The sequence below is a fragment of the Janthinobacterium fluminis genome (assembly GCF_028595325.1).
Taxonomy (GTDB): Bacteria; Pseudomonadota; Gammaproteobacteria; order Burkholderiales; family Burkholderiaceae_D; genus Janthinobacterium; species Janthinobacterium fluminis.
The window spans coordinates 1-21,311 of record NZ_JAQQXR010000015.1 but is presented as its reverse complement, the minus strand read 5'-3'; the positions used below and the strand labels follow the sequence as shown (position 1 = coordinate 21,311).

The window sequence follows — 21,311 nt, the reverse complement described above, 5'->3', positions numbered from 1 at the left end:
CAATGGCAAATTTACATTCTTATAAAAAACACCAGCTTATCCCAAGTTACGGCCCTTGTGCGCAACAAACAAAAAAATCGGGGCTTAGATGCCGTAACGGCCGCGGTAGGCCGCCACCGCGTCTTTGTATTGCAGCAATTCAGGATCGGCGCCGGCGCCGCCCAGGTAGGTGAACAGGTCGTCCAGGTTGCCGATGGAGATGACGGGGATGTTATAAGCCTTGCTGACCTCCTGCACCGCCGAGCTAGGCGACAGCTCGCCGTCCTTGCCCGAGCGCTCCATGCGGTCCAGCGCGATCAGCACGGCGCAGGGCTCGGCGCCGGCGGCGCGTATCATGTCGACCGATTCGCGCACCGAGGTGCCGGCCGAGATGACGTCGTCGATGATGACGACCTTGCCCTGCAGCTTGGCGCCGACGATGGTGCCGCCCTCGCCGTGGTCCTTGGCTTCCTTGCGGTTGAAGGCGAACGAGGTGTTGCGGCCCTTGCCGGCCAGCGCGACGGCGGTGGCCGAGGCCAGCGTGATGCCTTTGTAGGCCGGCCCGAACAGCATGTCGAATTCGACGCCGGAGTCGAGCAGGGTCTGGGCGTAGAATTGCGCCAGTTGCGCCAGCGTGGCGCCGTCATGGAACAGGCCGGCGTTGAAGAAGTACGGCGATTGGCGGCCTGCCTTCGTCGTGAAGTCGCCGAAGCGCAACACGCCCGTCGACACTGAAAACGCGATAAACTGTTGACGTAAATTGTTCACGATGACCCCATTTATTTAAAGTGCCTGTATTTTAATCTGCGCGCCCCGGCGCGACAATCAATCCTGCCGGCCCGGACCGCCCTGGCCGCCCTATTTTCCCGATACCTATGCCAAAAATCATCTCCGCCAACTTGAACGGCATCCGCTCCGCATCCAAAAAGGGCTTCTTCACGTGGATGGCGGCGCAGTCGGCCGACTTCATCTGCGTCCAGGAGTTGAAGGCGCAATTGCCCGACATGACGCCCGAGTTCCTCAACCCCGGCAACTACCACGGCCATTTCCACTATGCCGAAAAGAAGGGGTATTCCGGCACCGGCGTGTATAGCAAGGTGGCGCCCGACGCCGTCCACATCGGCTTCGGCAGCCCGGAGTTCGACGCGGAAGGCCGCTATGTGCGCTGTGATTTCGGCAATTTGTCTGTCATTTCCGTATATTGCCCGTCCGGCTCGTCCTCGCCGGAGCGCCAGGAAGCCAAATTCCGTTTCATGGATCTGTTTTTGCCGCATCTGCTGCAGTTGAAGGCCGAGGGCCGCGAAATCGTCATCTGCGGCGACTGGAACATCGCCCACCATGAAATCGACTTGAAGAACTGGAAGGGCAACAAGAAAAATTCCGGCTTCCTGCCGGAAGAGCGCGCCTGGATGACGCGCGTGTTCGACGAAGCCGGCTACGTCGACGTGCACCGCGGCCTCGACAAGCGCGAGGAGCAATACACATGGTGGAGCAACCGCGGCCAGGCCTGGGCCAAGAACGTCGGATGGCGCATCGACTACCACGTCGCCACGCCCGGCATCGCGGCGCAGGCGAAGACCGTGGCGATCTACAAGGATGAACGCTTTTCGGACCACGCGCCGCTGACGATCGATTATTCGATCTGAGCGTCGCGCACCGGCGCGCCGGCCGCCTGGCGCGGCGCGCCGCGCCGCCGTTCTACCTACTTATCTTCCTCCATACCGCGCGGCATGCCGGAAATGCCTTTTGTCGTGGCGTTGCCGCTAATGGAAGGCGGCGTCGGATTCAGGCAATTGGCATTGCCCGCCGGCGTATAGCGGCCATATGCCAGACTGGCCGTATAGTGCACGCCGGGCGATCCCGTAAATCCGTTATACGGCGAAATATGCACGGCATACCACCCTTGTATGCCTGCCGGAACAACCACCAGCGGACGCAAACTGCCTGGCCGGTCGTCATTGCGCCACACCGTGCCGTTAGGCGAAACGACGACGATTTCCATATCGGCGTTTTGCGCCAGGACATCCAGGCGCGTGCAATATGCTCCGCCGGCGAGCACTTGGATGATAAACGGTTCGACAGCGCCGCCGGGAACCGTCGAGCTTGTTGTCACATTCGCCTGAATAGTCGTCGAGGCGCAGTTAATCCAGCCGCACGCGCTCGGCGTCGCCGTCAGCAGCGAGCCGGCCAAGGCTGAACCCGCCGGAAACAGGCACACGCCAAGCGCGGCCAACACCAATCCCGTCAATTGCTTTTTCATGATAACTCCCTGAATTTAGCTTATACAATATTCTCCGTTAAAACAACATATCGTCGACATCGCCTGACAACCCTGGGCGCCAGTTAATCATTTCCACGCAAAATTAATATCGAAAGGAATATATTAATTGGTGGACATTCAGAATTGGCGGGATTTGCAATATTGGCCGGCTGTGACCTGCTTCGAGCGAATCTGTCACAGTAAGAATAGCGATTAGATTCAGGAGAACGGTTGAGCTTACGCAGTACTGGATTGAATAGCGGATTTGATTTCGCATTAACAGAATGCCGGCGATTAAAATATTTTCCGCTATAAATTGATAGGGAAATGGCCGGAAATAAAAAGATGGGAAACAGCAATTGCGGCCGGGCGCGCCGGCGACGGGCGCCGCCCTTACAGCGTCCGGCGGCTCTCGAACCGGCGCGGCTCGCCCGTCAACGGATCGCTGAAGGCGATCGCCCGCGCCAGCAGTTGCAGGGGCTGCGACACGTCGTCCGCCTTGCACGGCAGCGCCACCGGATAGAACGCGTCGTTGATGATCGGCACGCCCAGCGCGGCCATGTGCACGCGCAACTGGTGCTTGCGGCCCGTGTGCGGCGACAGCCGGTACAGCGTGGCGTCGGCGCGGTGTTCGATGACGTCGACGATGGTTTCCGAATTCGCTTCGCCGGCCACTTCGCGCATGCAAAAAAACGGTTCGCCCTCGACCATGCGGCTGCGGTAGACGAAGGGGAATGCGCGGCCGGCCAGCGGCGCGGCCAGCGCCTCGTACACCTTGCTCACCTCGCGCCTCTGGAACAGCGACTGGTAGGCGCCGCGGCTCGATTGTTGGCTGGAAAAGATGACGACGCCGGCCGTCTCCCGGTCCAGCCGGTGGATCGGGCTCAGGTCGTCCAGCCCCAGCTTTTTCTTCAGCCGCACCAGCAGCGTTTCCTGCAAAAAGCGCCCGCTCGGTATCATCGGCAGGAAATGCGGCTTGTCGACGACCACCAGGTGCTCGTCCTGGAACAGCACCTGCTCCTCGAAGGGAATCGGGGTTTCGCGCGCGAGTTCGCGGTAATAGAAGATGCGCATGCCGCGGCGGAACTGGCTGCCCGCGCGCAACGCGATGCCGTCGGCGGTGACCACCTCGCCGCGCGCCAGCCGGTCGGCCCAGTCGGCCGCGCTCACCAGGGGGAAGCGCTCGACGAGAAAGCTGAAGATGTCCGGCCAACTGCCCTCGGGCAACCACAGAAAGCTCGGCGCGACGCCGTCGCGCACCGGCAGCGGCGCCTGCCGCGCCTCCTTGTTCGGCATCACGCGCACCACGCCCTCAATTGCCGGCCATCGCGCTGCTGCGGTAAGGCGGCAGTTGCGCCGCGCTCACGCCCTTGCTGCGCGCGTACACGGGCAAGACCTCGCCCATGTGCTTGTTCATTTCGTCGATGCGGTCGGCGCCCGACGGGTGGGTCGACAGGAAGGCCGGCGGCGCGCTTTTGTTCAGCGCGCCCATCTTCTGCCACAGCACGACGCCGGCGCGCGGGTCGAAGCCGGCGCGCGCCGCCAGGTCCAGCCCGACCAGGTCGGCTTCGCGCTCGTCGCCGCGCGAATAGTGCAGGCTCAGGCCCTTGGCCGCCATGTCGGCGACGGTGCCGGTGATGCGCGGATCGACGCCGAACAGGGCCGCCGCGCCGGCGCCCAGCAGCTTGGTGCCGAGCGCCGTGACGTTCGATTTGGCGGCCTGCTCGCGGCCGTGCTCGCGCAGCGCGTGGGCGATTTCATGCCCCATCACCACGGCCACTTCGTCGTCCGTCAACTTCAGCGTCGTCAGGATGCCGCTGAAAAAGGCGATGCGCCCGCCCGGCATGCAGAAGGCGTTGACCTGGGAGGAGTTGAGCAGGTTCACCTCCCATTGCCACTGGGCGGCGTCGGCGTTCCAGCGCGAGGCGTAGGGGATCAGGCGCCGGGCGATGCCGCGCAGGCGCAGCACCTGCGGGTGCGAGGCCGGCACCAGCGCGCCCTTTTGCCGCGCCTCGCCCAGCAGCGCGGCGTACTGGCTCTGCGCCTGCTGGTCCACCTGCTGTCGGTCCTGCAGGTTGCGCCACTTCGACAGCGGCTTGACGGCGATGCCGTCCGCCTCGGTTTGCGGCTGCGGCTGCTGGGCCGGGGCCAGCCCGGCGCAGGCGGAAAGGCTCAACAGAGCGACGATGCGGGTGAATGTGTTCATGGCTTGGCATTCCAGGGAGCGATTTTCGGCAGCATCATCATGGCAGGAAAAGCCAGGACGAAGCACACGATAAAGAAGGTGAACCAGCCGGTTTCGGCAACGATGTAGCCCACCGACGAATTGATGAAGGTGCGCGGCACCGCCGCCAGGCTGCTGAACAGCGCGTACTGGGTGGCCGTGTAGCGCGGATCGGACGAGCGCGACAGGAAGGCGACGAAGGCGGCCGCGCCCAGGCCCAGGCTGGCGAAGGACTCGAAACCGATCACCGCGCTCAGCAGCGCCGTGTTGGCGCCCGCCTGGGCCAGCCAGGCGAAGCCGAGGATGGCCAGCGCCTGCAGCGCGCCGAACACCCACAGGCCGCGGTTGATGCCCAGCTTGACCATCCAGACGCCGCCGACGATGCCGCCGGCCAGGCTGGCCCAGAAGCCGGTGGTGTTGGCGGCCAGGCCGATCTGCGTCATCGTGAAGCCCAGGTCGAGGTAAAACTTGGTGGCCAGCGCCGTGGCCATGCTGTCGCCGATCTTGTACAGCAGCACGAAGGCCAGCACCCACAGGGCTTGGCGCCAGCCGTCGCGGACGATGAATTCCTGGAACGGCAGAATGATCGCCTCGCGCATGGTCTTCGGCGGCGCGCCGTAGACGGCCGGCTCCTTGATCAGCAGCGTGCAGGCCAGCCCCGGCAGCATGAACGCGGCCGTGATCCAGAACACCGGCTGCCACGGCATGCGGTCGGCCAGGATCAGCGACAGCGCGCCCGGCACCATGCCGGCCACCTTGTAGGCGTTGACGCTGACGGCAGCGCCCAGGCCCTGCTCGTTGTCGGAGAGGATCTCGCGGCGGTAGGCGTCGATGACGATGTCCTGGCTGGCCGACAGGAAGGCCACGCCCGCGGCCGCGGCGGCGATCAGCCCCACCTGCGTCAGCGGGTCCAGCATGCCCATGCTGCCGATGGCCAGGAACAGCGCGGCCTGGGTCAGCGCCATCCAGCCGCGGCGCCGGCCCAGCGGGCCGAAGCTGAAGCGGTCCATCAGCGGGGCCCAGAGGAATTTCCAGATATACGGGAACTGCACCAGCGCGAACAAGCCCAGCGCCTTGACGTTCAGGCCGGACTTGGCCAGCCAGGCCTGCAGCAGGTACAGCAGGATGAACAGCGGCAGGCCCGAGCTGAAACCGAGCACGAGGACGGTCAGCATGCGCCCGTTCAGGTAATCCCGCCAGGCCGCTCCCTTGGCCTGGCGCATCAGTGGCGCGCCTTTTTACGCAGGCGGAACACGGCCAGGCTGCCGCGCAAGCTGGGCAGGAAGGTCACCGGCTTGCCGTCGGCGCCCAGCGCCACGCATTCGAGCACCTCCAGGCCGACCTGGTTGGCCAGCTCCTCGAAGTCGGAGATGGTGGCGCAGCGCAGGTTGGGCGTGTCGTACCATTGATACGGCAGCGATTTCGACACCGGCATGCGGCCGCGCAGCAGCGCCGCGCGGTGCGGCCAGAAGGCGAAATTGGGGAAGGAGACGATGGCCTCGGCGCCAACGCGCACGATGTCGCGCAGCAGCTCCTCGACCTGCTTCATCATCTGCAGCGAGGACAGGCACAGCACCGTGTCGAAGCTGTTGTCGCCGAAAATGGCCAGGCCCTTTTCCATGTCCTGCTGGATCACGTTGACGCCGCGCTGGGTGCTGGCGAGCACCTTGTCGTCGGCGATCTCGATGCCGTAGCCGCTGCAGCCCTTGTCGCTTTGCAGATACTGCAGCATGACGCCGTCGCCGCAGCCGACGTCGAGCACGTGGGCCTGTTGCGGCACCCAGTGGGCGATAAAGGCGAGGTCGGGGCGCAGCGCGCTCAAGTCGTCGAAGTTCATGCGTATTCCTTGCTGCCTTGCTGGGCGCTGATAGTCTGATGCGGCAGGGCCGCGCTTTCCTCCCACACCTGCTCGTAATAGGCGCGCACCATGTTCATATAGCGCGCGTCCTCCAGCAGGAAGGCGTCGTGGCCGTGCGGCGCGTCGATTTCGGCGTAGGTCACCTGGCGCCGGTTGCTCACCAGCGCCTGCACGATTTCGCGGCTGCGCTCGGGCGAGAAGCGCCAGTCGGTCGAGAACGAGGCGAGGAAGAACTTGGCCCGGGTCTGCGCCAGCGCCGCCGCCAGGTCGCCGCCGTGGGCGCGCGCCGGGTCGAAATAGTCGAGCGCCTTGGTGATCAGGAGGTAGGTGTTGGCGTCGAAGTATTCGGAGAACTTGTCGCCCTGGTAGCGCAGATAGGACTCGATCTCGAAGTCGATGCCGAAGCCGAATTTGTAGTCGCCGGTCTGGGCCGCGTCGCGCAACTTGCGGCCGAACTTCTCGGCCATGTCGTCGTTCGACAGATAGGTGATGTGGCCGACCATGCGCGCCACCCGCAGGCCGTTCTTCGGCACCACGCCGTGGGCGTAGAAGTCGCCGCCGCGGTAGTCCGGGTCCGACAGGATGGCCTGGCGGGCGACGTCGTTGAAGGCGATGTTCTGCGCCGACAGCTTGGCCGTCGAGGCGATCACCACGCAGTGGCGCAGGCGCTCGGGGAACATGATGCTCCAGGCCAGCGCCTGCATGCCGCCCAGCGAGCCGCCCATCACGGCGGCGAACTGGACTATGCCGAGGGCGTCGGCCAGGCGCGCCTGCGCCACCACCCAGTCTTCCACCGTCACCACCGGGAAGGCGGCGCCGTAGGGTTTGCCGGTGGCCGGGTTGTGGTGCATCGGCCCGGTCGAGCCGAAGCAGGAGCCGAGGTTGTTGACGCCGATGACGAAGAACTTGTCGGTGTCGAGCGGCTTGCCGGGGCCGACCATATTGTCCCACCAGCCGACGTTTTTCGGCTGATCGGCGTAGACGCCGGCCACATGGTGCGAGGCGTTGAGCGCGTGGCACACCAGCACGGCGTTCGACTTGGCGGCATTCAGCGTGCCGTAGGTTTCGAACATCAACATGTAGTCGTGCAGCGTGGCGCCGCTTTGCAAGAGTAGTGCCTGCGCAAAATGCATGGTCTGCGGCGTGACGATTCCGATGGATGACATGTGGTTTGTATGCGTAAAAAAAGCAGTAAAAGAAGGCGCGGAACACAGCGGCGGAGCCCGGGGCCGGGCTCCGCGTGACAATCTTACATCACCTGCAACTGCGCAACGGCCTCGGCAATGACATTTGGCTCCATCGAGCGCAAAATTTTCCGCGTTTGCGGGGCAATCAGGCCCAGGTCGCTGTTGAGGATCTCCTGCTTGACGGCCAGCAGCTGGGCCGGATGCATGGAGAATTCCCGCAAGCCCATGCCCAGCAGCAGGCGCGTCAGCTTGACGTCGCCCGCCATCTCGCCGCAGACGGCGACGTCGATGCCGGCCTTGTGCCCCGCCGTGATGGTCATCGCGATCAGTTGCAGCACGGCCGGATGCAGCGGGTTGTACAGGTGCGCCACCTCGTAGTCGACGCGGTCGATGGCCAGCGTGTACTGGATCAGGTCGTTGGTGCCGATCGACAGGAAGTCCATGCGCTTGACGAACATCGGCAGGGCCAGCGCGGCCGCCGGGATCTCGATCATCGCGCCCACCTCGACCGCCTGGTCGTAGGCGATGCCGGCGTCGCGCAGCTCGGCCTTGGCCTGGGCGATCATCGCCAGCGACTGGTCGATCTCGAAGGCGTGCGCCAGCATCGGGATCAGGATGCGCACCTTGCCGAAGGCCGAGGCGCGCAGGATCGCCCGCAACTGGGTCAGGAAGATCTGCGGCTCGGCCAGGCAATAGCGGATCGCCCGCAGGCCCAGCGCCGGGTTCAGCGCCGTGTGGTCGGACTGGTCGAGCGGCTTGTCGGCGCCGATGTCGAGCGTGCGTATCGTCACCGGCCGCCCCTTCATCGACACCACCGTCCGGCGGTAAGCCTCGAACTGCTCGTCCTCGGACGGGATCTTGTGGCCGCGCCCCATGAACAGGAATTCCGAGCGGAACAGGCCGATGCCGCTGGCGCCGGCCTCCATGGCGAACGCGCAGTCGTCCGGCAATTCGATGTTGGCCAGCAGCGTGATCGGCGTGCCGCACTTGGTCACGGCCGGGGTTTTCTTCAGCTTGTTGAGCTTCTTGCGGGCGCGCTGCATCGCGCCCTGGCGCTCGCGGTACTGCTCCAGCACCAGCACGCTGGGATTGGCGATGACGACGCCGGCGTCGCCGTCGATGATCAGCCAGTCGTCCTGCTCGATCAGGGTCGAGGCCTGCGACATGCCGACGGCGGCCGGAATGTCGAGGCTGCGCGCGACGATGGCCGTGTGCGAGTTCTGGCCGCCCACGTCGGTGACGAAACCGATGAAGGAGCGGTCGCGGAACTGCAGCATGTCGGCCGGCGAGATGTCGTGGGCCACGACGATCATCTGCGCCAGCAGCTGGTCGCCGCCGCCGCTCTTCGACAGCAGCGGCTCGCTGCCCAGCAGCACCTTGAGGACGCGCTCGGCAACCTGCTCGATGTCGGCCTTGCGCTCGCGCAGGTAGGGGTCTTCGATTTCGTCGAACTGGGCCGACAGCTCGTCGATCTGGGTCAGCAGCGCCCATTCGGCGTTGTAGTGGCGCGAGCGGATGATGTCCAGCGGCGCCTCGGAAATCAGCGGATCGGACAGGATCAGCGCATGCACGTCGATGAAGGCGCCCAGCTCGGTGGGCGCGTCCTTCGGCAACTCGTTCCACAGCGTCTGCAATTCCTTGTGCACGGCCGCCAGCGCGTGCTGCAGGCGCTGCACCTCCGCCTCCAGGTGCTCCTCGGCGATCAGGTAATGCTTGACGTCGAGCGCGGCCGGCGCCAGCAGGTGGGCGCGGCCGATGGCGATGCCGCGCGAGACGGGAATGCCGTGCAGCGTGAAGGAAGCCATCGCGGGACCTGTCGGGATGCGGGTATGGCTGCGTTCGGACAGCATTACTCGCCTTCGCCAAACCTGTCATTGATCAGCGCGGTCAGGGCGGCGATGCAATCGCCCTCGTCCGCGCCCTCCGCCTCCAGCGTCACCTTGGCGCCTTTGCCGGCGGCCAGCATCATCACGCCCATGATGGACTTGGCGTTGATGCGGCGCGCGTTGCGGCTGAGCCAGACGTCGCTCTGGAACTTGGCGGCGAGCTGGGTGAACTTGGCCGATGCGCGCGCGTGCAGACCCAGCTTGTTGATGATTTCGAGTTCTTGTTGAATCATTTTTATATTGTCTCAATCGCAGTAATAAGGCGCTACGTCACACCGCCGCCGTCTCCGGCGGCGGCCACTGTCATGCTCTAATTCTCGCCGACGCGGATGCGGTTGTCGACCCGCACCGCGCCGCTTTGCGCGCCCGCCAGCGCCATCTCGACGACGACGTCGAGGCTGTCGCGGCGGTAGGTGATCGCGCGCAGCAGCATCGGCAGGCTGATGCCGGCGATGACCTCGACCCGGCCCTCGTCATGCAGCTTGTTGCAGCAATTGGCCGGCGTGCCGCCCTTCACGTCGGTGATCACCAGCACGCCGGAGCCGTCGTTCAGGCGCGCGATGGCTTGCAGCGCCAGCGCCTGCACCTCGGCCAGGTCCTGGTCGGCGGCCACGTCGATCGCCTCCAGGCGCTCGGTCGGGCCGCGGAACACGTGGGCGCAGGCGGCCACGAAGGCCTGGCCCAGCGGCGCGTGCGTCAGCAACAGTATGCCGACCATATCAAGCCGCCACGCCCTGCTCGACGGCGTCGATGAACATCGCCGCGACGTCGAAACCGGTTTGCTGCATGATCTCCTGGAAGCAGGTCGGGCTGGTGACGTTGACTTCGGTGAGGAAGTCGCCGATCACGTCCAATCCTACCAGCATCAGGCCGCGCGCGGCCAGAATCGGCCCCAGCGACTCGGCGATCTCGCGGTCGCGCGCCGTCAGCGGCTGGGCCACGCCGGTGCCGCCGGCGGCCAGGTTGCCGCGCACCTCGCCGGCCTGCGGAATGCGCGCCAGCGCGAACGGCACCGGCTTGCCGCCGATGACGAGGATGCGCTTGTCGCCCTTGTCGATGGCGGGGATGAAGCGCTGCGCCATGATGGTGCGGGCGCCGTTGTCGCTCAGCGTCTCGATGATCGCGCCCAGGTTCAGCCCGTCGGACTTGACGCGGAAGATGCCGGCGCCGCCCATGCCGTCGAGCGGCTTGAAGATGACGTCCTGATGGCGCGCGTGGAAGGCGCGCAGGCGCGCCTCGCTGGACGTCACCAGGGTCGGCGCGGTGAAATGGGAAAACTGCGCGATGGCCAGCTTCTCGTTGTTGTCGCGGATCGCCGACGGCTTGTTCAGCACGCGCACGCCCTGCTTCTCGGCCAGCTCCAGCAGATAGGTGCCGTAGACGTACTCCATGTCGAAGGGCGGGTCTTTTCGCTCGATGACGGCGTCGAAATCGCCCAGCGGCGTCTCGTGGCGCGGCGCGGCGCGGAACCAGTCGTGGGCGTCGCCGGTCAAGGTGATGCGGGCCGCGCTGGCGCTGACCACGCCCTCGTCGAGCGCCATGTCCTTTTGCTCGAAGGCGTAAAGTTCGTGGCCGCGGCGGGCCGCCTCGACCATCATCGCATAGGTCGTGTCTTTGTAAATCTTGAAGCTTGCCAGCGGATCGGCAAGGAAGGCGATTTTCATGGTCGAGTCCAAATGAGGTAATGCTTGATTCTAGCCGAGATTGCCGGACGGAGTGGCGCGGCGCCGGGCCGGGGGGCCGGCGCCGCGCCGCCGCCTCAGTACACCTCCGGATTCGGGTCCGTGCGCTCCATCTCCAGCGAGGCGGCCAGCAGCGCCAGCCGCGCCACGACGCCATACACGTAGAAGCGGTTCGGCGCGGCGGTGCCCGGCTTGGCCTTCAAGTCCGGCACGGCGTGCTGCTGGGCGAAGGCCAGGGGCACGAACTGCGAACCGGGCGCGTTCAGGTTCTGGTCGACGCCGCGCTCGGCGTGCACGCGGTAGAAGCCGCCGACGACATAGCGGTCTATCATGTAGACGACCGGCTCGGCCACCGCCTCCTTGATGCTCTCGAAGGTCGGCACGCCCTCCTGGATGATGACGTCGGTGACGACCTTGCCGTCCTTGATGACGGACATCTTGTTGCGCTGCTTGCGCGTCAGGTCGCGCACCTCGCTGGCATCCTTGACCGTCATGATGCCCATGCCGTAGGTGCCGGCGTCCGGCTTGACGATGACGAAGGGCTTTTCCTTGATGCCGTATTCCTTGTACTTCTTGCGTATCTTCGCCAGCAGCACGTCGACATTGGCGGCCAGGCAATCCTCGCCCTCGCCCTCCTGGAAATTGATGTCGCTGCATTTGCTGTGGAAGGGGTTCAGCATCCACGGGTCGACGTCGATCATCTTGCCGAATTTCTTCGCCACCTCGTCATAGGCGGCGAAATGGTTGCTCTTGCGCCGCAGCGCCCAGCCGGCGTGCAGCGGCGGCAACAGGCTTTGCTCGTGGATGTTTTGCAAAATGTCCGGGATGCCGGCCGACAAGTCGTTGTTCAGCAAGATCGTGCACGGGTCGAAATCCTTCAAGCCCAGGCGCCGGCCGTTGTTCAGGCGCACCAGCGGCTCGACCACCAGCATATTGCCGTCCGGCAGGGCCAGCGGCGTCGGCTGGGTGATTTCCGGGTCCAGCGTGCCCAGGCGCACATGCAGCCCCGTCTGGCGGAAGATTTGCATCAGGCGGGCGACGTTTTGCAGATAATAGGGATTGCGCGTGTGGCTCTCCGGAATCATCAACAGGTTGCGGGCGTCCGGGCAATATTTGTCGATCGCGGCCATCGCGGCCTGCACCGACAGCGGCAGCATTTCCGTGGCCAGGTTGTTGAAGCCGCCGGGGAACAGATTCGTGTCGACCGGCGCCAGCTTGTAGCCGGCGTTGCGCAAGTCTACGGAGCAATAAAACGGCGGCGTGTGCTCTTGCCACTCCATGCGGAACCAGCGCTCAATGGCTGGCGTGGCGGCCAGGATTTTCTTTTCGAGGTCGAGCAGCGGTCCGGTCAGGGCCGTGACGAGGTGGGGAACCATGGTTACATCCTTAAATTATGTGCCGGAATCGAAGCCGTAGGCACATAGAACTGTCTATATTACCGTGCAAGTACCCCAAATCGGGGCAAAACCCTTGTTTTAAAGTCCTCCAATGCAAAAAGGCGCCCGCGTGGGGCGCCCTTCGGGCCGCCCGCGCGCGGCGGGCGGCTGCGGCAGCGATGCTCAGGAATGGTAGGCGGATTCGCCGTGGCTGCTGATGTCCAGGCCCTCGCGCTCTTCCTCCTCCGGCACGCGCAGGCCGATGACGACATCCACGAGCTTATAGGCGAGCACCGACACCAGCGCCGACCAGATGATCGTCGTGCCGACGGCCTGCGCCTGTACCCACACCTGGCCGGCGATCGAATAGGCATCGGCCGACATCTTGTTGGCGACATAGTCGAAGATGCCCTGGCCGCCCAGTTGCGGCGCGGCGAACACGCCGGTCAGCAAGGCACCCAGGATGCCGCCCACGCCGTGCACGCCGAACACGTCCAGCGAGTCGTCGGCGCCGATCAGGCGTTTCAAACCATTCACACCCCACAGGCAAATAATACCAGCGAGCAAGCCGATGAACAAAGCGCCCATCGGGCCGACGTAACCGCAGGCCGGCGTGATGGCCACCAGGCCGGCGACGGCACCGGAAGCGCCGCCCAGCATCGACGGCTTGCCCTTGGCGATCCACTCGCCGAACACCCACGACACGGTCGCCGTGGCCGTCGCCAGCAGGGTGTTGATGAAGGCCAGCGCGGCGACGTCGCCCGCTTCCAGCGCCGAGCCGGCGTTGAAGCCGAACCAGCCCACCCACAGCAGCGAGGCGCCGACCATCGTCATCGTCAGCGAGTGCGGCGCCATCGATTCGCGGCCGTAACCGACGCGCTTGCCGATCATGACGGCGCCGACCAGGCCGGCCACGGCGGCGTTGATGTGCACCACGGTGCCGCCGGCGAAGTCGAGCGCGCCTTTTTGCCAGATCCAGCCGGCTTTGGCCGTTTCGGCGGCCAGCGTGGCGGCGTCCTTGATCGCGTCGGGGCCGGTCCAGAACCAGACCATGTGGGCGATCGGCAAGTAGGAGAAGGTGAACCACAGCACGACGAAGGCCAGCACGGCGGTGAACTTGGCGCGCTCGGCGAAGGCGCCGACGATCAAGCCGCAGGTGATGGCGGCGAAGGTGCCCTGGAAGGCGACAAACACGAATTCGGGAAGCACCACGCCCTTGCTGAAGGTGGCGGCGGTGGCGAAGCTGGCCTTGGCCGGATCCCAGATGCCGTTCAGGAACAGGCGGTCGAACTTGCCATAGACAGCGCTGCCCTCGGTGAACGCCAGCGAGTAACCGTACAGGCACCAGAGGACGATAATGACGGCGAAGATCATGAACACTTGCAACAGGATCGACAACATGTTTTTCGAGCGCACCAGGCCGCCGTAGAACAGCGCCAGGCCGGGGATCGTCATCAGGATGACCAGCAGCGTGGCCACCATCATCCAGGCCGTGTCGCCCTTGTTCGGCGCCGGCGCGGCGGCGGGCGCGGCGGGCGCGGCGGCGGCGGGCGCGGCCGCCGCGGGCGCGACGACAACGACGGGGGCCGGCGCGACCACGGTGGCGGCGGGCGCAGCGGGAGCGGCGCCCTCATCGGCGGCAAAACCCGGCGTGGCGACACTGCAAGCGAACAAAACGAGCAGTCCGAGCAAACACTTTGTTATATTTTTATTCATCTATATTCCCCTTGCCTCAGAGTGCTTCGTTACCGGTTTCGCCGGTGCGGATACGTATGACTTGTTCCAGGTTGTAAACGAAGACTTTGCCGTCGCCGATCTTGCCGGTGCGCGCCGCGCCCTCGATCGCCTCGATCGCCTGGTCGACGATGGCATCGTCCACGGCCACCTCGATCTTGGTCTTCGGCAAAAAGTCGACGACGTATTCGGCGCCGCGGTACAGCTCGGTGTGGCCTTTTTGCCGGCCGAAACCCTTCACTTCCGTGACGGTGATGCCTTGCACATTGATGGCGGACAAGGCTTCGCGCACCTCGTCGAGCTTGAACGGCTTAATAATGGCGGTGATCATTTTCATGCTGGCCTCGCTTAAAAGGTTTTGGAAACGGTCAGGACCAGACCCGTTTTCGCCGTGTTCTTGCCATTCGGCGCCAGCGCCACGATGTCGGCCTTGACCGCGGCCAGCGCGACGGTGACGATGCCGAAATCCTTGCTCACGCCGATTTTGTAGTCGCTATAGCTGAGCGCGCCGTTGTTCTTGACGTTCTGGCGGCCGGCATGCAGATTCAACATATAGCCCTCGTAGACGTCATAGTTGAAGCCGACGTCGAAATAGCCGCTGCGCTTGCTGTCGGCGGCGCCGAACAGATTGCTCGTCGCATGCGAATATTTCACGTACAAGGGACCGTAGCCGAGCTGGCCGTACAACTCGAAGGTGTTGGCGTTCGGACTCAGGCCGTTCGACGGATAGATGTAGTACAGGCCGCCGACGTCGTAGCTGATGGCCTTGGTGATCTCGCCGCGCTTGCCGGCGTAGACGTCGATCTCGACACTGCCTTTGCCGCCCAGATCCTTGGTCCATTTGATCGTCGACGCCCACACGCCGGCATACAGACCGGTTGGATTGTTGACGTAGTCGGCGCCGCCCTGCAAGGCCGGGTCCAAGCGGCTTTGCGACAAACCGCGATACCGGTAATCGCTCGTCAAGGCCAGGTTGTAGCTGACTTCATGCTCCGGTTTCGCGGCGGCCGCCGCCTCCTCCGCCTGGACCGCGCTGCCGTAAGAAGCCAGGGCCAGGGCCAACGCTGCAGCCACAGTCAGGTTCGTGCTCAGGTTTTTCATGGCGATATCCTTTTGATTGAACTTAAATAGCGGTTGGGGTTTAAAATCTGGGTTGAAGCTCAACATGCTGTTGATAACTGATTAGCAGAATGCGTGCCAGCTAGTACCGCCTGCCCCAACATTGGCATGTCAATCCAGATATGCCCCAATTTCGGCAGCCGCGGCGAATTCGGACGGGCGAAGAGTTATTAATTTGCTCAGACTCGCACCATATTAACGCCAGCAGGCGCACTGCAATGGTGCAATGCGTTGGCCTGTGCCACAAAGGATACACATGGATATGAACAATTTTTTCACCGACTTACAGAGCAAGATCAACCAAGCGATAGAAAATTCCCCGGCCAAGGATATCGAGAAGAACGTCAAGTCGATGATGACCCAGGGTTTCTCCAAGCTCGACCTGGTCACCCGCGAGGAATTCGACATACAGGCGCAGGTGCTGGCCAAGACCCGCAGCAAGCTCGACGCGCTGGAAGCGCGCGTGGCGGAACTGGAAGCGCGCCTCAATCCCGCCCAGCCATCATAATTCCGGCGCCGGGCGCGCCAGCATCCGTCCGGCAAAGCGGAAGCGCAGCGGCCGTTTGCGGCCGAAGGGATGGACTTCGATGAGCAAGGCGCGGCGCGTCCAGCCGGCACCGGCAAAGGCGCGCAGCGATGGCGCATTGGAATGCCACACGCGCGCGTAAGCACGCTGGAATCCGCGCCGCATCACGTCGGCGCAGGAGGCCGCGATCAGGGTGGCGGCCACCTTCTTGCCGCGCATATCGGGCGAACAAATGATCTGCACCAGCTTTGCCTCGGCATTTTTTAATGGCCAGAAATTACGCGTCGCGTAGCGCGCGCCATGCCAGTAAAAACACAGGCCGACGATGCGCTCCCCGCACAGGCAGGCATAGGCCAGTGCGCCGTCCCCCGCATAAGCAGCCTGTTCCCGCATCAGCGCGTCTGGACAGCGGCGAATGGCGGCTTGATCGACCAGCGCGACACGGTAATGCTGCGCTTGCGGCGGCCGCGCCGCAGCGCCGTCGTCCTGTCCGCGTGACAAGACGTAATAGGCGGAATACTCTCCCAACATGGCGCGCGCGATGATTTTCAACCATGCTTTCAAAGGGGCGCTCCCTTAGCGGACGAAGCGGAGCACGCGCTTGACGCGGGCCTTCAGGCCCAGCCGCGCCATTGCCGCGCCCAGCCAGCTCGACAGGCGGTTCATCATGCGGTGACAGTGAATCACGGCGCAGTTGCGCAGCGAACGCTTGACCAGGAACACCTTGCCGCACAGCCGCCGGTCGGTGGCGAACAGCCGCTTGTGCTCGGACTGGCCCTCGGTAAAATCGAAATAGCGGAAGCGCGCCTCGCCAAACAACTGCTCGATTGCCAGCCACTGCAGCACCGTGCCGACCGAGAGGTGTATATAGGCGGGATCGTAGCCGACATACGCATAGCTGAGCACCTCGTCCTCCACCGGGCAAAACAAGTACGCGACCGGCCGCTCGCCGCTATACAACAGGTATGCCCGCAAGCGGTCCTGGCCCGCCAGCACCAGCGCCTGCTGCCGGAACTTGTCCGAATCGGGCAAGCCGGCATCCAGCAGGCGCTCCTGGTAAGTGGTTTTCGACAGGGTTCCGGCCAGCCGGAAGAAGCGCGCCAGCTCGTCCGGTGTGCGGAAAGTCTGCCACGCAATCGCGCCGCCGCAATGCTCGGCATACTTGCGTACCTTGCGCAGGATGGTCGCGCGCGTTTTGGCGGAGAACTTGCCCTGGTAGCGCTCGAAGCCGATGCCCAGGTCGATATAGCAGTGTTCGTATTGTTGCGGAACATAGCAAAGGTAATTCCCGGCGCGGCGCACCGGCGGCGATGGTTCGGCCAGCGGCAAGGCGTGAATCACAAATCCCTGGCTCCCCGCGAGCAGCTCGCCGACCGGCGGCATCGGCACCCGCACCGGCGCCGTGTCGTCGAGCAATCGCTCCGCGCGCACCTGCAGCGGCAGCGAGACGCTGAACAGCGTGAGGTCGCTCAGCTGAAACTTGAACGGCACGGGGAGGAACTGCCAGTGGCTCATCGGTATCTTCTGCGGTAAGCCTGCTGCATCATGCGCAGCCCGGTCCGATAGCGGGGCGAGGCGAGCGGCGCCGGCTGGCGCGCGGCGTTGGCCGGCGCCAAACCATGGAAACCCGTCGCGCGGAAGCTGTCGCGGTTCCGGTCGAGGAACGCGCACAGCTTGCGAAAGCGCTTGACGACGACCGGGTCGGCGCGGTTCATGGCGAGGTTGAGCAGCTCGAATCCGTGCGACAGCAAGACGAAGGCGCTGCGGCGCTGTTCCAGTGCCTGCCACAGCAATCCCTCGATTTCGTCCGACGAGCAGGACGTGAGTTGGGCGTGGCGTAGCGCGCGCGTGCCGTCGTTAAATACCAGCATCGGATATTCGTGCACGCCGTCGCAAGCGGCTGGCTCGGTCATGGGCACGCCCGGCATCACGCCGCTGTCCGGGCCGAGTATGGAAGCGTTGTAACTACTGTCGAACGCAAGGCCGTTGTCCGCCAGTGCCAGCAAGGTATCGCGATTGAAACCGAAATTACCGGCGCGGAAGGCGTTGATCTGTGTGGCGCCGGCATCGCGCAACATGCCGACGCCGGCCTCGATCAATATAGCTTGCTCGGCGCGCGAGAAATAGCGCAAGTGCTGGCGCTTGCCGCACGCCGCCGGCAGCAAGGGCCGGCGCGCCTCATCCACCCATTCCGTATGCAGATGCAACTGCGCTTCCTGTCCCGCGCCCGCCACCATGCCGACGATATCGCTCAGGGCCTGGGCGCCAAAACGGGCCGAGAATAAGGGTTCAATGAAGAAAACACCGGCCAGGTTATGGTCGTTCAAGACTTGCAACTGGTAGGGCAATCCGAATGCCCCAGCAGGCGTCGGCCCAAGAATATATCGGCTATATGCGGCAGGAAATTTTGCGTCAATATTTTTCCAGCCATCGCACCAGATCTCGACGTCGACGGTAAAAAACACATCCAACATGCTGAGCTCCTTGATCGCCGGATGATTGAGCATAAAAATATCCTATGTGATGTCAATCGGCCTCACAAGCGGAACAGTCAGATCTACTGCGCCCCGCCTAAGCGCCGCACCCGGGCACCGCGTCCAGGCGCAACGTCTTGGCGCATCTCAAGGTCGTATTTCAGTAAGCATTTACGATTTCAGCAGCACGCCCCGCCAGGATCGTTATGCCGGCAGACAACAACTGTCTTCGGCGGGCGCCTGACAGCACCGCCTCACTCCACGCAGCAAGGGAACATGATGAGCTTGGCCGTTCTGAAAAGCCGCGCGCTGGCCGGCATGGAGGCACCGGAAGTCAGCGTCGAAGTCCACCTGGCCAACGGCTTGCCGTCCTTCACGATCGTCGGCCTGCCGGACACCGAAGTGAAGGAATCGCGCGACCGCGTCCGCGCGGCACTGCAAAACGCGGGCTTCGACATGCCCGCCAGACGCATCACCGTCAACCTGGCGCCCGCCGACCTGCCCAAGGAATCCGGGCGCTTCGACCTGCCCATCGCCCTGGGCATCCTGGCCGCATCCGGGCAAATCCCCGGCGGCGGCCTGAACCAATACGAATTTGCCGGCGAACTGTCGCTGTCGGGGCAGTTGCGACCGATCCGCGGCGCGCTGGCGATGAGCTTCGCGATGCAGCGCAGCGCCGACGGCAAGCCGCGCGCCTTCATCCTGCCCCTGGCCAACGCCGACGAGGCGGCGCTGGTCGCCGAGGCCGCCATCTTCCCCGCCGCCACGCTGTTACAAGTGTGCGCCCACTTCGCCGCCCTCGACCCTGGCGCCGCCCTGCAACGCCACCGCGCCGCGCTACCCGAGGCGACCTTTTGCTACCCCGACTTCGCCGACGTGAAAGGCCAGCGGCAAGCCAAGCGCGCCCTCGAAGTGGCGGCGGCCGGCGCCCACAGCATCATCCTGATCGGCCCGCCGGGCGCCGGCAAAACCATGCTGGCAGCGCGCTTCGGCGGCCTGTTGCCGCCGATGACGGACGAGGAGGCGCTGGAGTCGGCCGCCGTGCAGTCGCTGACGGGCGGCTTCGCGGCCGCCAACTGGAAGCGCCGGCCGTTTCGCGCGCCCCACCACACCGCCTCTGGCGTCGCCCTGGTCGGCGGCGGCAGCGTGCCGCGTCCGGGCGAGATTTCGCTGGCGCATTGCGGCATCCTGTTCCTCGACGAATTGCCCGAATTCGACCGGCGCGTGCTGGAAGTGTTGCGCCAGCCGCTGGAGTCCGGCCACATCACCGTTTCGCGCGCGGCATGCCAGTCCGACTTCCCCGCCCGCTTCCAGCTGATCGCGGCAATGAACCCCTGCCCCTGCGGCTTCTGGGGGCAAAGCGACACCTGCCGTTGCACGCCGGACGCCGTGCAGCGCTACCAGGGCCGCGTCTCCGGGCCCTTGCTCGACCGCATCGACATGCAGATCGAAGTGGCCGCCATGCCGCCCGCCACGCTGAGCGCGGCGGGCGACGGCGAAAGCTCGGCCACCATCGCCCGACGCGTCGCCCTGGCATTCGAACAGCAACTGGCGCGCCAAGGCAAAGCCAACCAGCACCTGAGCGCGCGGGAAATCGACCAGCATTGCCGCCTAGACAATTCCGGCGAGCAACTGCTGCGCACCGCCATGCTGCGCCTGCGCTGGTCGGCGCGCGCCTACCACCGCGTGCTGAAGGTGGCGCGCACCATCGCCGACCTCGCCGCCGCGCCGTCGATTGCGCAGGCGCACGTCGGCGAGGCGATCCAATACCGCCGCGCACTGCGCGAGCGCTGACGTGTGCGCTCGCGCGATTGCCTCGCATCTGCCCGGCTGCTACCATTTGCCCATGCTAAATAAATCCATCCCCACCATTCTCGGCACGCTAGCCGCCGCCTGCGTCTTCAGTGCCTGCAGCCCAAAATTCGACTGGCGCGACTACCGCAGCCCGGACGCCCCCTACACCGCCCTATTCCCCGGCAAGCCGGCAAGCTTCACCCGCGCGGTCGACCTGGACGGCGTGAAAGTGGACATGACGATGACGGCCGCCGAAATCGACGGCACCATGTTTGCCGTTGGCAGCGCCGAAATGGCCGACGCGGCCAAGGCGCAAGCGGCGCTGCGGGCAATGAAGACGGCGCTCGTCAAAAATATCAGCGGCACCGTGAAAAATGAAAAGGATGCATCGACGGCCACCAGCAACGGCAGCACGTCGAGCCAAAAAGCGTCAATTGAAATTGAAGCGAATGGCACGCAAAACGGCACGCCGATGCTGCTGGTCGGCCGCTTTGTGGCCCAGGACAAGCGCATCTATCAAATCATCGTGCTGGGCAAGGAAAAGCACGTCAACCGCGACAGCATCGACATGTTCATGAGCTCGGTCAAACTGAACTGAGTGAGGGGTGGACGTGATATCGTTTCAATACGAGTAACAGTTTAAGAAAGCAGCCATGTTGATTTCATTTAAATCCAAGTACTCCCCTGACGTACTGATGTATCAGGAACATGCCCAGCCCATCCTGGACCTGCTGCACAAGAGTCCGGCGCGCGGCATCATCACCGCGGCGGAGGTGCCGGAGGCTCTGGCAACGCTGGAACGGGAAGTCATTGAAAGCCGGCTGCGCCAGCAGCAGGAAGCCGAACAGGAAGCCGCAGCGCAGGAAAAAGATGAGAATGACGAGCTCAGGGAACAAATCAAAGCGCGCCGGATAGATTTTGGCACACGCGCCTTTCCGCTAATGGAAATGCTACGCTCGGCCAAAGCCGAGGGCAAAGATATCGTCTGGGGCGTCTAAAGCCCCGAAGCAGCCGGATCCCGGGACTCAGGGGTCTGACCCCGGCCTTGGCCCCCTGCCTTGGCACCCGGCTTTGGACATGGAGCACGCAAAAGCGCCAGACGAAAAAAAGCCCAGCATCTCTGCTGGGCTTTTTTAATATAACTAGCCTGACGATAACCTACTTTCACACTGGTTGCAGCACTATCATCGGCGCAAAGTTGTTTCACGGTCC

The 21,311-nt window shown here is 64.3% G+C and carries 23 protein-coding genes; 5 read left to right on the top strand and 18 right to left on the bottom strand.

The annotated features are described in order from the left end of the window. Positions 1-84: 84 nt before the first annotated feature. A complete protein-coding gene (pyrE, locus tag OIK44_RS23735; protein WP_273674472.1) occupies positions 85-747 on the bottom strand; it encodes an orotate phosphoribosyltransferase in 663 nt (220 codons plus the stop codon). A 107-nt stretch (positions 748-854) separates the two neighbouring features. Here pyrE and OIK44_RS23730 point away from each other — a divergent pair, with 107 nt between their 5' ends. After that, the gene (locus OIK44_RS23730; RefSeq protein WP_273674470.1) at positions 855-1,625 is read left to right on the top strand and encodes an exodeoxyribonuclease III; all 771 of its coding nucleotides are present in this window, start codon (positions 855-857) and stop codon (positions 1,623-1,625) included. A gap of 56 nt (positions 1,626-1,681) precedes the next feature. On the opposite strand, the gene OIK44_RS23725 is transcribed toward OIK44_RS23730, so the two are convergent. The 14 genes from OIK44_RS23725 to OIK44_RS23660 form a co-directional block, all read right to left on the bottom strand. Continuing rightward, positions 1,682-2,239 carry a hypothetical protein gene (locus OIK44_RS23725; RefSeq protein WP_273674468.1) on the bottom strand — a complete coding sequence of 186 codons (558 nt, stop codon included), beginning with the start codon at positions 2,237-2,239 and terminating at the stop codon, positions 1,682-1,684. Positions 2,240-2,632: 393 nt separating this feature from the next. Further along, positions 2,633-3,535, bottom strand: a complete 903-nt coding sequence (locus OIK44_RS23720; RefSeq protein ID WP_273674566.1) for an RluA family pseudouridine synthase — start codon at positions 3,533-3,535, stop codon at positions 2,633-2,635. Between the two features lie 16 nt (positions 3,536-3,551). Further along, the gene (locus tag OIK44_RS23715; protein ID WP_273674467.1) at positions 3,552-4,445 is read right to left on the bottom strand and encodes a M48 family metallopeptidase; all 894 of its coding nucleotides are present in this window, start codon (positions 4,443-4,445) and stop codon (positions 3,552-3,554) included. After that, complete coding sequence (locus OIK44_RS23710; protein WP_273674466.1) at positions 4,442-5,686, bottom strand: AmpG family muropeptide MFS transporter; 1,245 nt, start codon at positions 5,684-5,686, stop codon at positions 4,442-4,444. Before OIK44_RS23710 ends, OIK44_RS23715 begins: the two co-directional genes overlap by 4 nt. Continuing rightward, complete coding sequence (metW, locus tag OIK44_RS23705) at positions 5,686-6,300, bottom strand: methionine biosynthesis protein MetW (protein WP_273674465.1); 615 nt, start codon at positions 6,298-6,300, stop codon at positions 5,686-5,688. Before metW ends, OIK44_RS23710 begins: the two co-directional genes overlap by 1 nt. Further along, on the bottom strand, positions 6,297-7,487 hold the full coding sequence (gene metX / locus OIK44_RS23700) for a homoserine O-succinyltransferase MetX (protein WP_273674464.1): 1,191 nt from the start codon (positions 7,485-7,487) through the stop codon (positions 6,297-6,299). Before metX ends, metW begins: the two co-directional genes overlap by 4 nt. Positions 7,488-7,570: 83 nt before the next feature. Next, the gene (ptsP, locus tag OIK44_RS23695; RefSeq protein WP_273674564.1) at positions 7,571-9,313 is read right to left on the bottom strand and encodes a phosphoenolpyruvate--protein phosphotransferase; all 1,743 of its coding nucleotides are present in this window, start codon (positions 9,311-9,313) and stop codon (positions 7,571-7,573) included. A 44-nt stretch (positions 9,314-9,357) separates the two neighbouring features. Continuing rightward, positions 9,358-9,627: an HPr family phosphocarrier protein gene (locus OIK44_RS23690; RefSeq protein WP_273674463.1), complete on the bottom strand. Its 270-nt coding sequence runs from the start codon at positions 9,625-9,627 to the stop codon at positions 9,358-9,360. A gap of 77 nt (positions 9,628-9,704) precedes the next feature. Next, positions 9,705-10,112, bottom strand: coding sequence for a PTS sugar transporter subunit IIA (locus OIK44_RS23685; protein WP_273674462.1), 408 nt, complete (start codon positions 10,110-10,112; stop codon positions 9,705-9,707). A gap of 1 nt (position 10,113) precedes the next feature. Continuing rightward, positions 10,114-11,058: a glutathione synthase gene (gene gshB / locus OIK44_RS23680; RefSeq protein WP_273674461.1), complete on the bottom strand. Its 945-nt coding sequence runs from the start codon at positions 11,056-11,058 to the stop codon at positions 10,114-10,116. Positions 11,059-11,153: 95 nt separating this feature from the next. Continuing rightward, positions 11,154-12,452 carry a glutamate--cysteine ligase gene (gshA, locus tag OIK44_RS23675; RefSeq protein WP_273674460.1) on the bottom strand — a complete coding sequence of 433 codons (1,299 nt, stop codon included), beginning with the start codon at positions 12,450-12,452 and terminating at the stop codon, positions 11,154-11,156. A gap of 183 nt (positions 12,453-12,635) precedes the next feature. Beyond that, on the bottom strand, positions 12,636-14,168 hold the full coding sequence (locus OIK44_RS23670; RefSeq protein WP_273674459.1) for an ammonium transporter: 1,533 nt from the start codon (positions 14,166-14,168) through the stop codon (positions 12,636-12,638). A 16-nt stretch (positions 14,169-14,184) separates the two neighbouring features. Beyond that, entirely contained in the window at positions 14,185-14,523 is a 339-nt protein-coding gene (locus OIK44_RS23665; protein ID WP_273674457.1) for a P-II family nitrogen regulator, read from the bottom strand. Between the two features lie 11 nt (positions 14,524-14,534). Beyond that, the gene (locus tag OIK44_RS23660) at positions 14,535-15,287 is read right to left on the bottom strand and encodes a TorF family putative porin (protein ID WP_273674455.1); all 753 of its coding nucleotides are present in this window, start codon (positions 15,285-15,287) and stop codon (positions 14,535-14,537) included. 274 nt (positions 15,288-15,561) lie between these two features. Between OIK44_RS23660 and OIK44_RS23655 the strand changes: the two genes are divergently transcribed. Beyond that, positions 15,562-15,813, top strand: a complete 252-nt coding sequence (locus OIK44_RS23655) for an accessory factor UbiK family protein (RefSeq protein ID WP_273674454.1) — start codon at positions 15,562-15,564, stop codon at positions 15,811-15,813. On the opposite strand, the gene OIK44_RS23650 is transcribed toward OIK44_RS23655, so the two are convergent. The 3 genes from OIK44_RS23650 to OIK44_RS23640 are packed head-to-tail and all read right to left on the bottom strand — an operon-like array spanning position 15,808 to position 18,338. After that, positions 15,808-16,395: a GNAT family N-acetyltransferase gene (locus OIK44_RS23650; RefSeq protein WP_273674452.1), complete on the bottom strand. Its 588-nt coding sequence runs from the start codon at positions 16,393-16,395 to the stop codon at positions 15,808-15,810. The genes OIK44_RS23655 and OIK44_RS23650 overlap by 6 nt on opposite strands. A 12-nt stretch (positions 16,396-16,407) precedes the next feature. Continuing rightward, a complete protein-coding gene (locus OIK44_RS23645) occupies positions 16,408-17,346 on the bottom strand; it encodes a GNAT family N-acetyltransferase (protein ID WP_273674450.1) in 939 nt (312 codons plus the stop codon). Then, a complete protein-coding gene (locus OIK44_RS23640; RefSeq protein WP_273674449.1) occupies positions 17,343-18,338 on the bottom strand; it encodes a polysaccharide deacetylase family protein in 996 nt (331 codons plus the stop codon). Before OIK44_RS23640 ends, OIK44_RS23645 begins: the two co-directional genes overlap by 4 nt. 246 nt (positions 18,339-18,584) lie before the next feature. Between OIK44_RS23640 and OIK44_RS23635 the strand changes: the two genes are divergently transcribed. The 3 genes from OIK44_RS23635 to OIK44_RS23625 are packed head-to-tail and all read left to right on the top strand — an operon-like array spanning position 18,585 to position 21,097. After that, complete coding sequence (locus tag OIK44_RS23635) at positions 18,585-20,099, top strand: YifB family Mg chelatase-like AAA ATPase (RefSeq protein ID WP_273674447.1); 1,515 nt, start codon at positions 18,585-18,587, stop codon at positions 20,097-20,099. A 52-nt stretch (positions 20,100-20,151) separates the two neighbouring features. Then, complete coding sequence (locus tag OIK44_RS23630) at positions 20,152-20,697, top strand: hypothetical protein (protein WP_273674446.1); 546 nt, start codon at positions 20,152-20,154, stop codon at positions 20,695-20,697. A 55-nt stretch (positions 20,698-20,752) separates the two neighbouring features. Then, positions 20,753-21,097, top strand: a complete 345-nt coding sequence (locus tag OIK44_RS23625; protein ID WP_273674445.1) for a DUF1840 domain-containing protein — start codon at positions 20,753-20,755, stop codon at positions 21,095-21,097. The last annotated feature ends 214 nt before the right edge of the window (positions 21,098-21,311 follow it).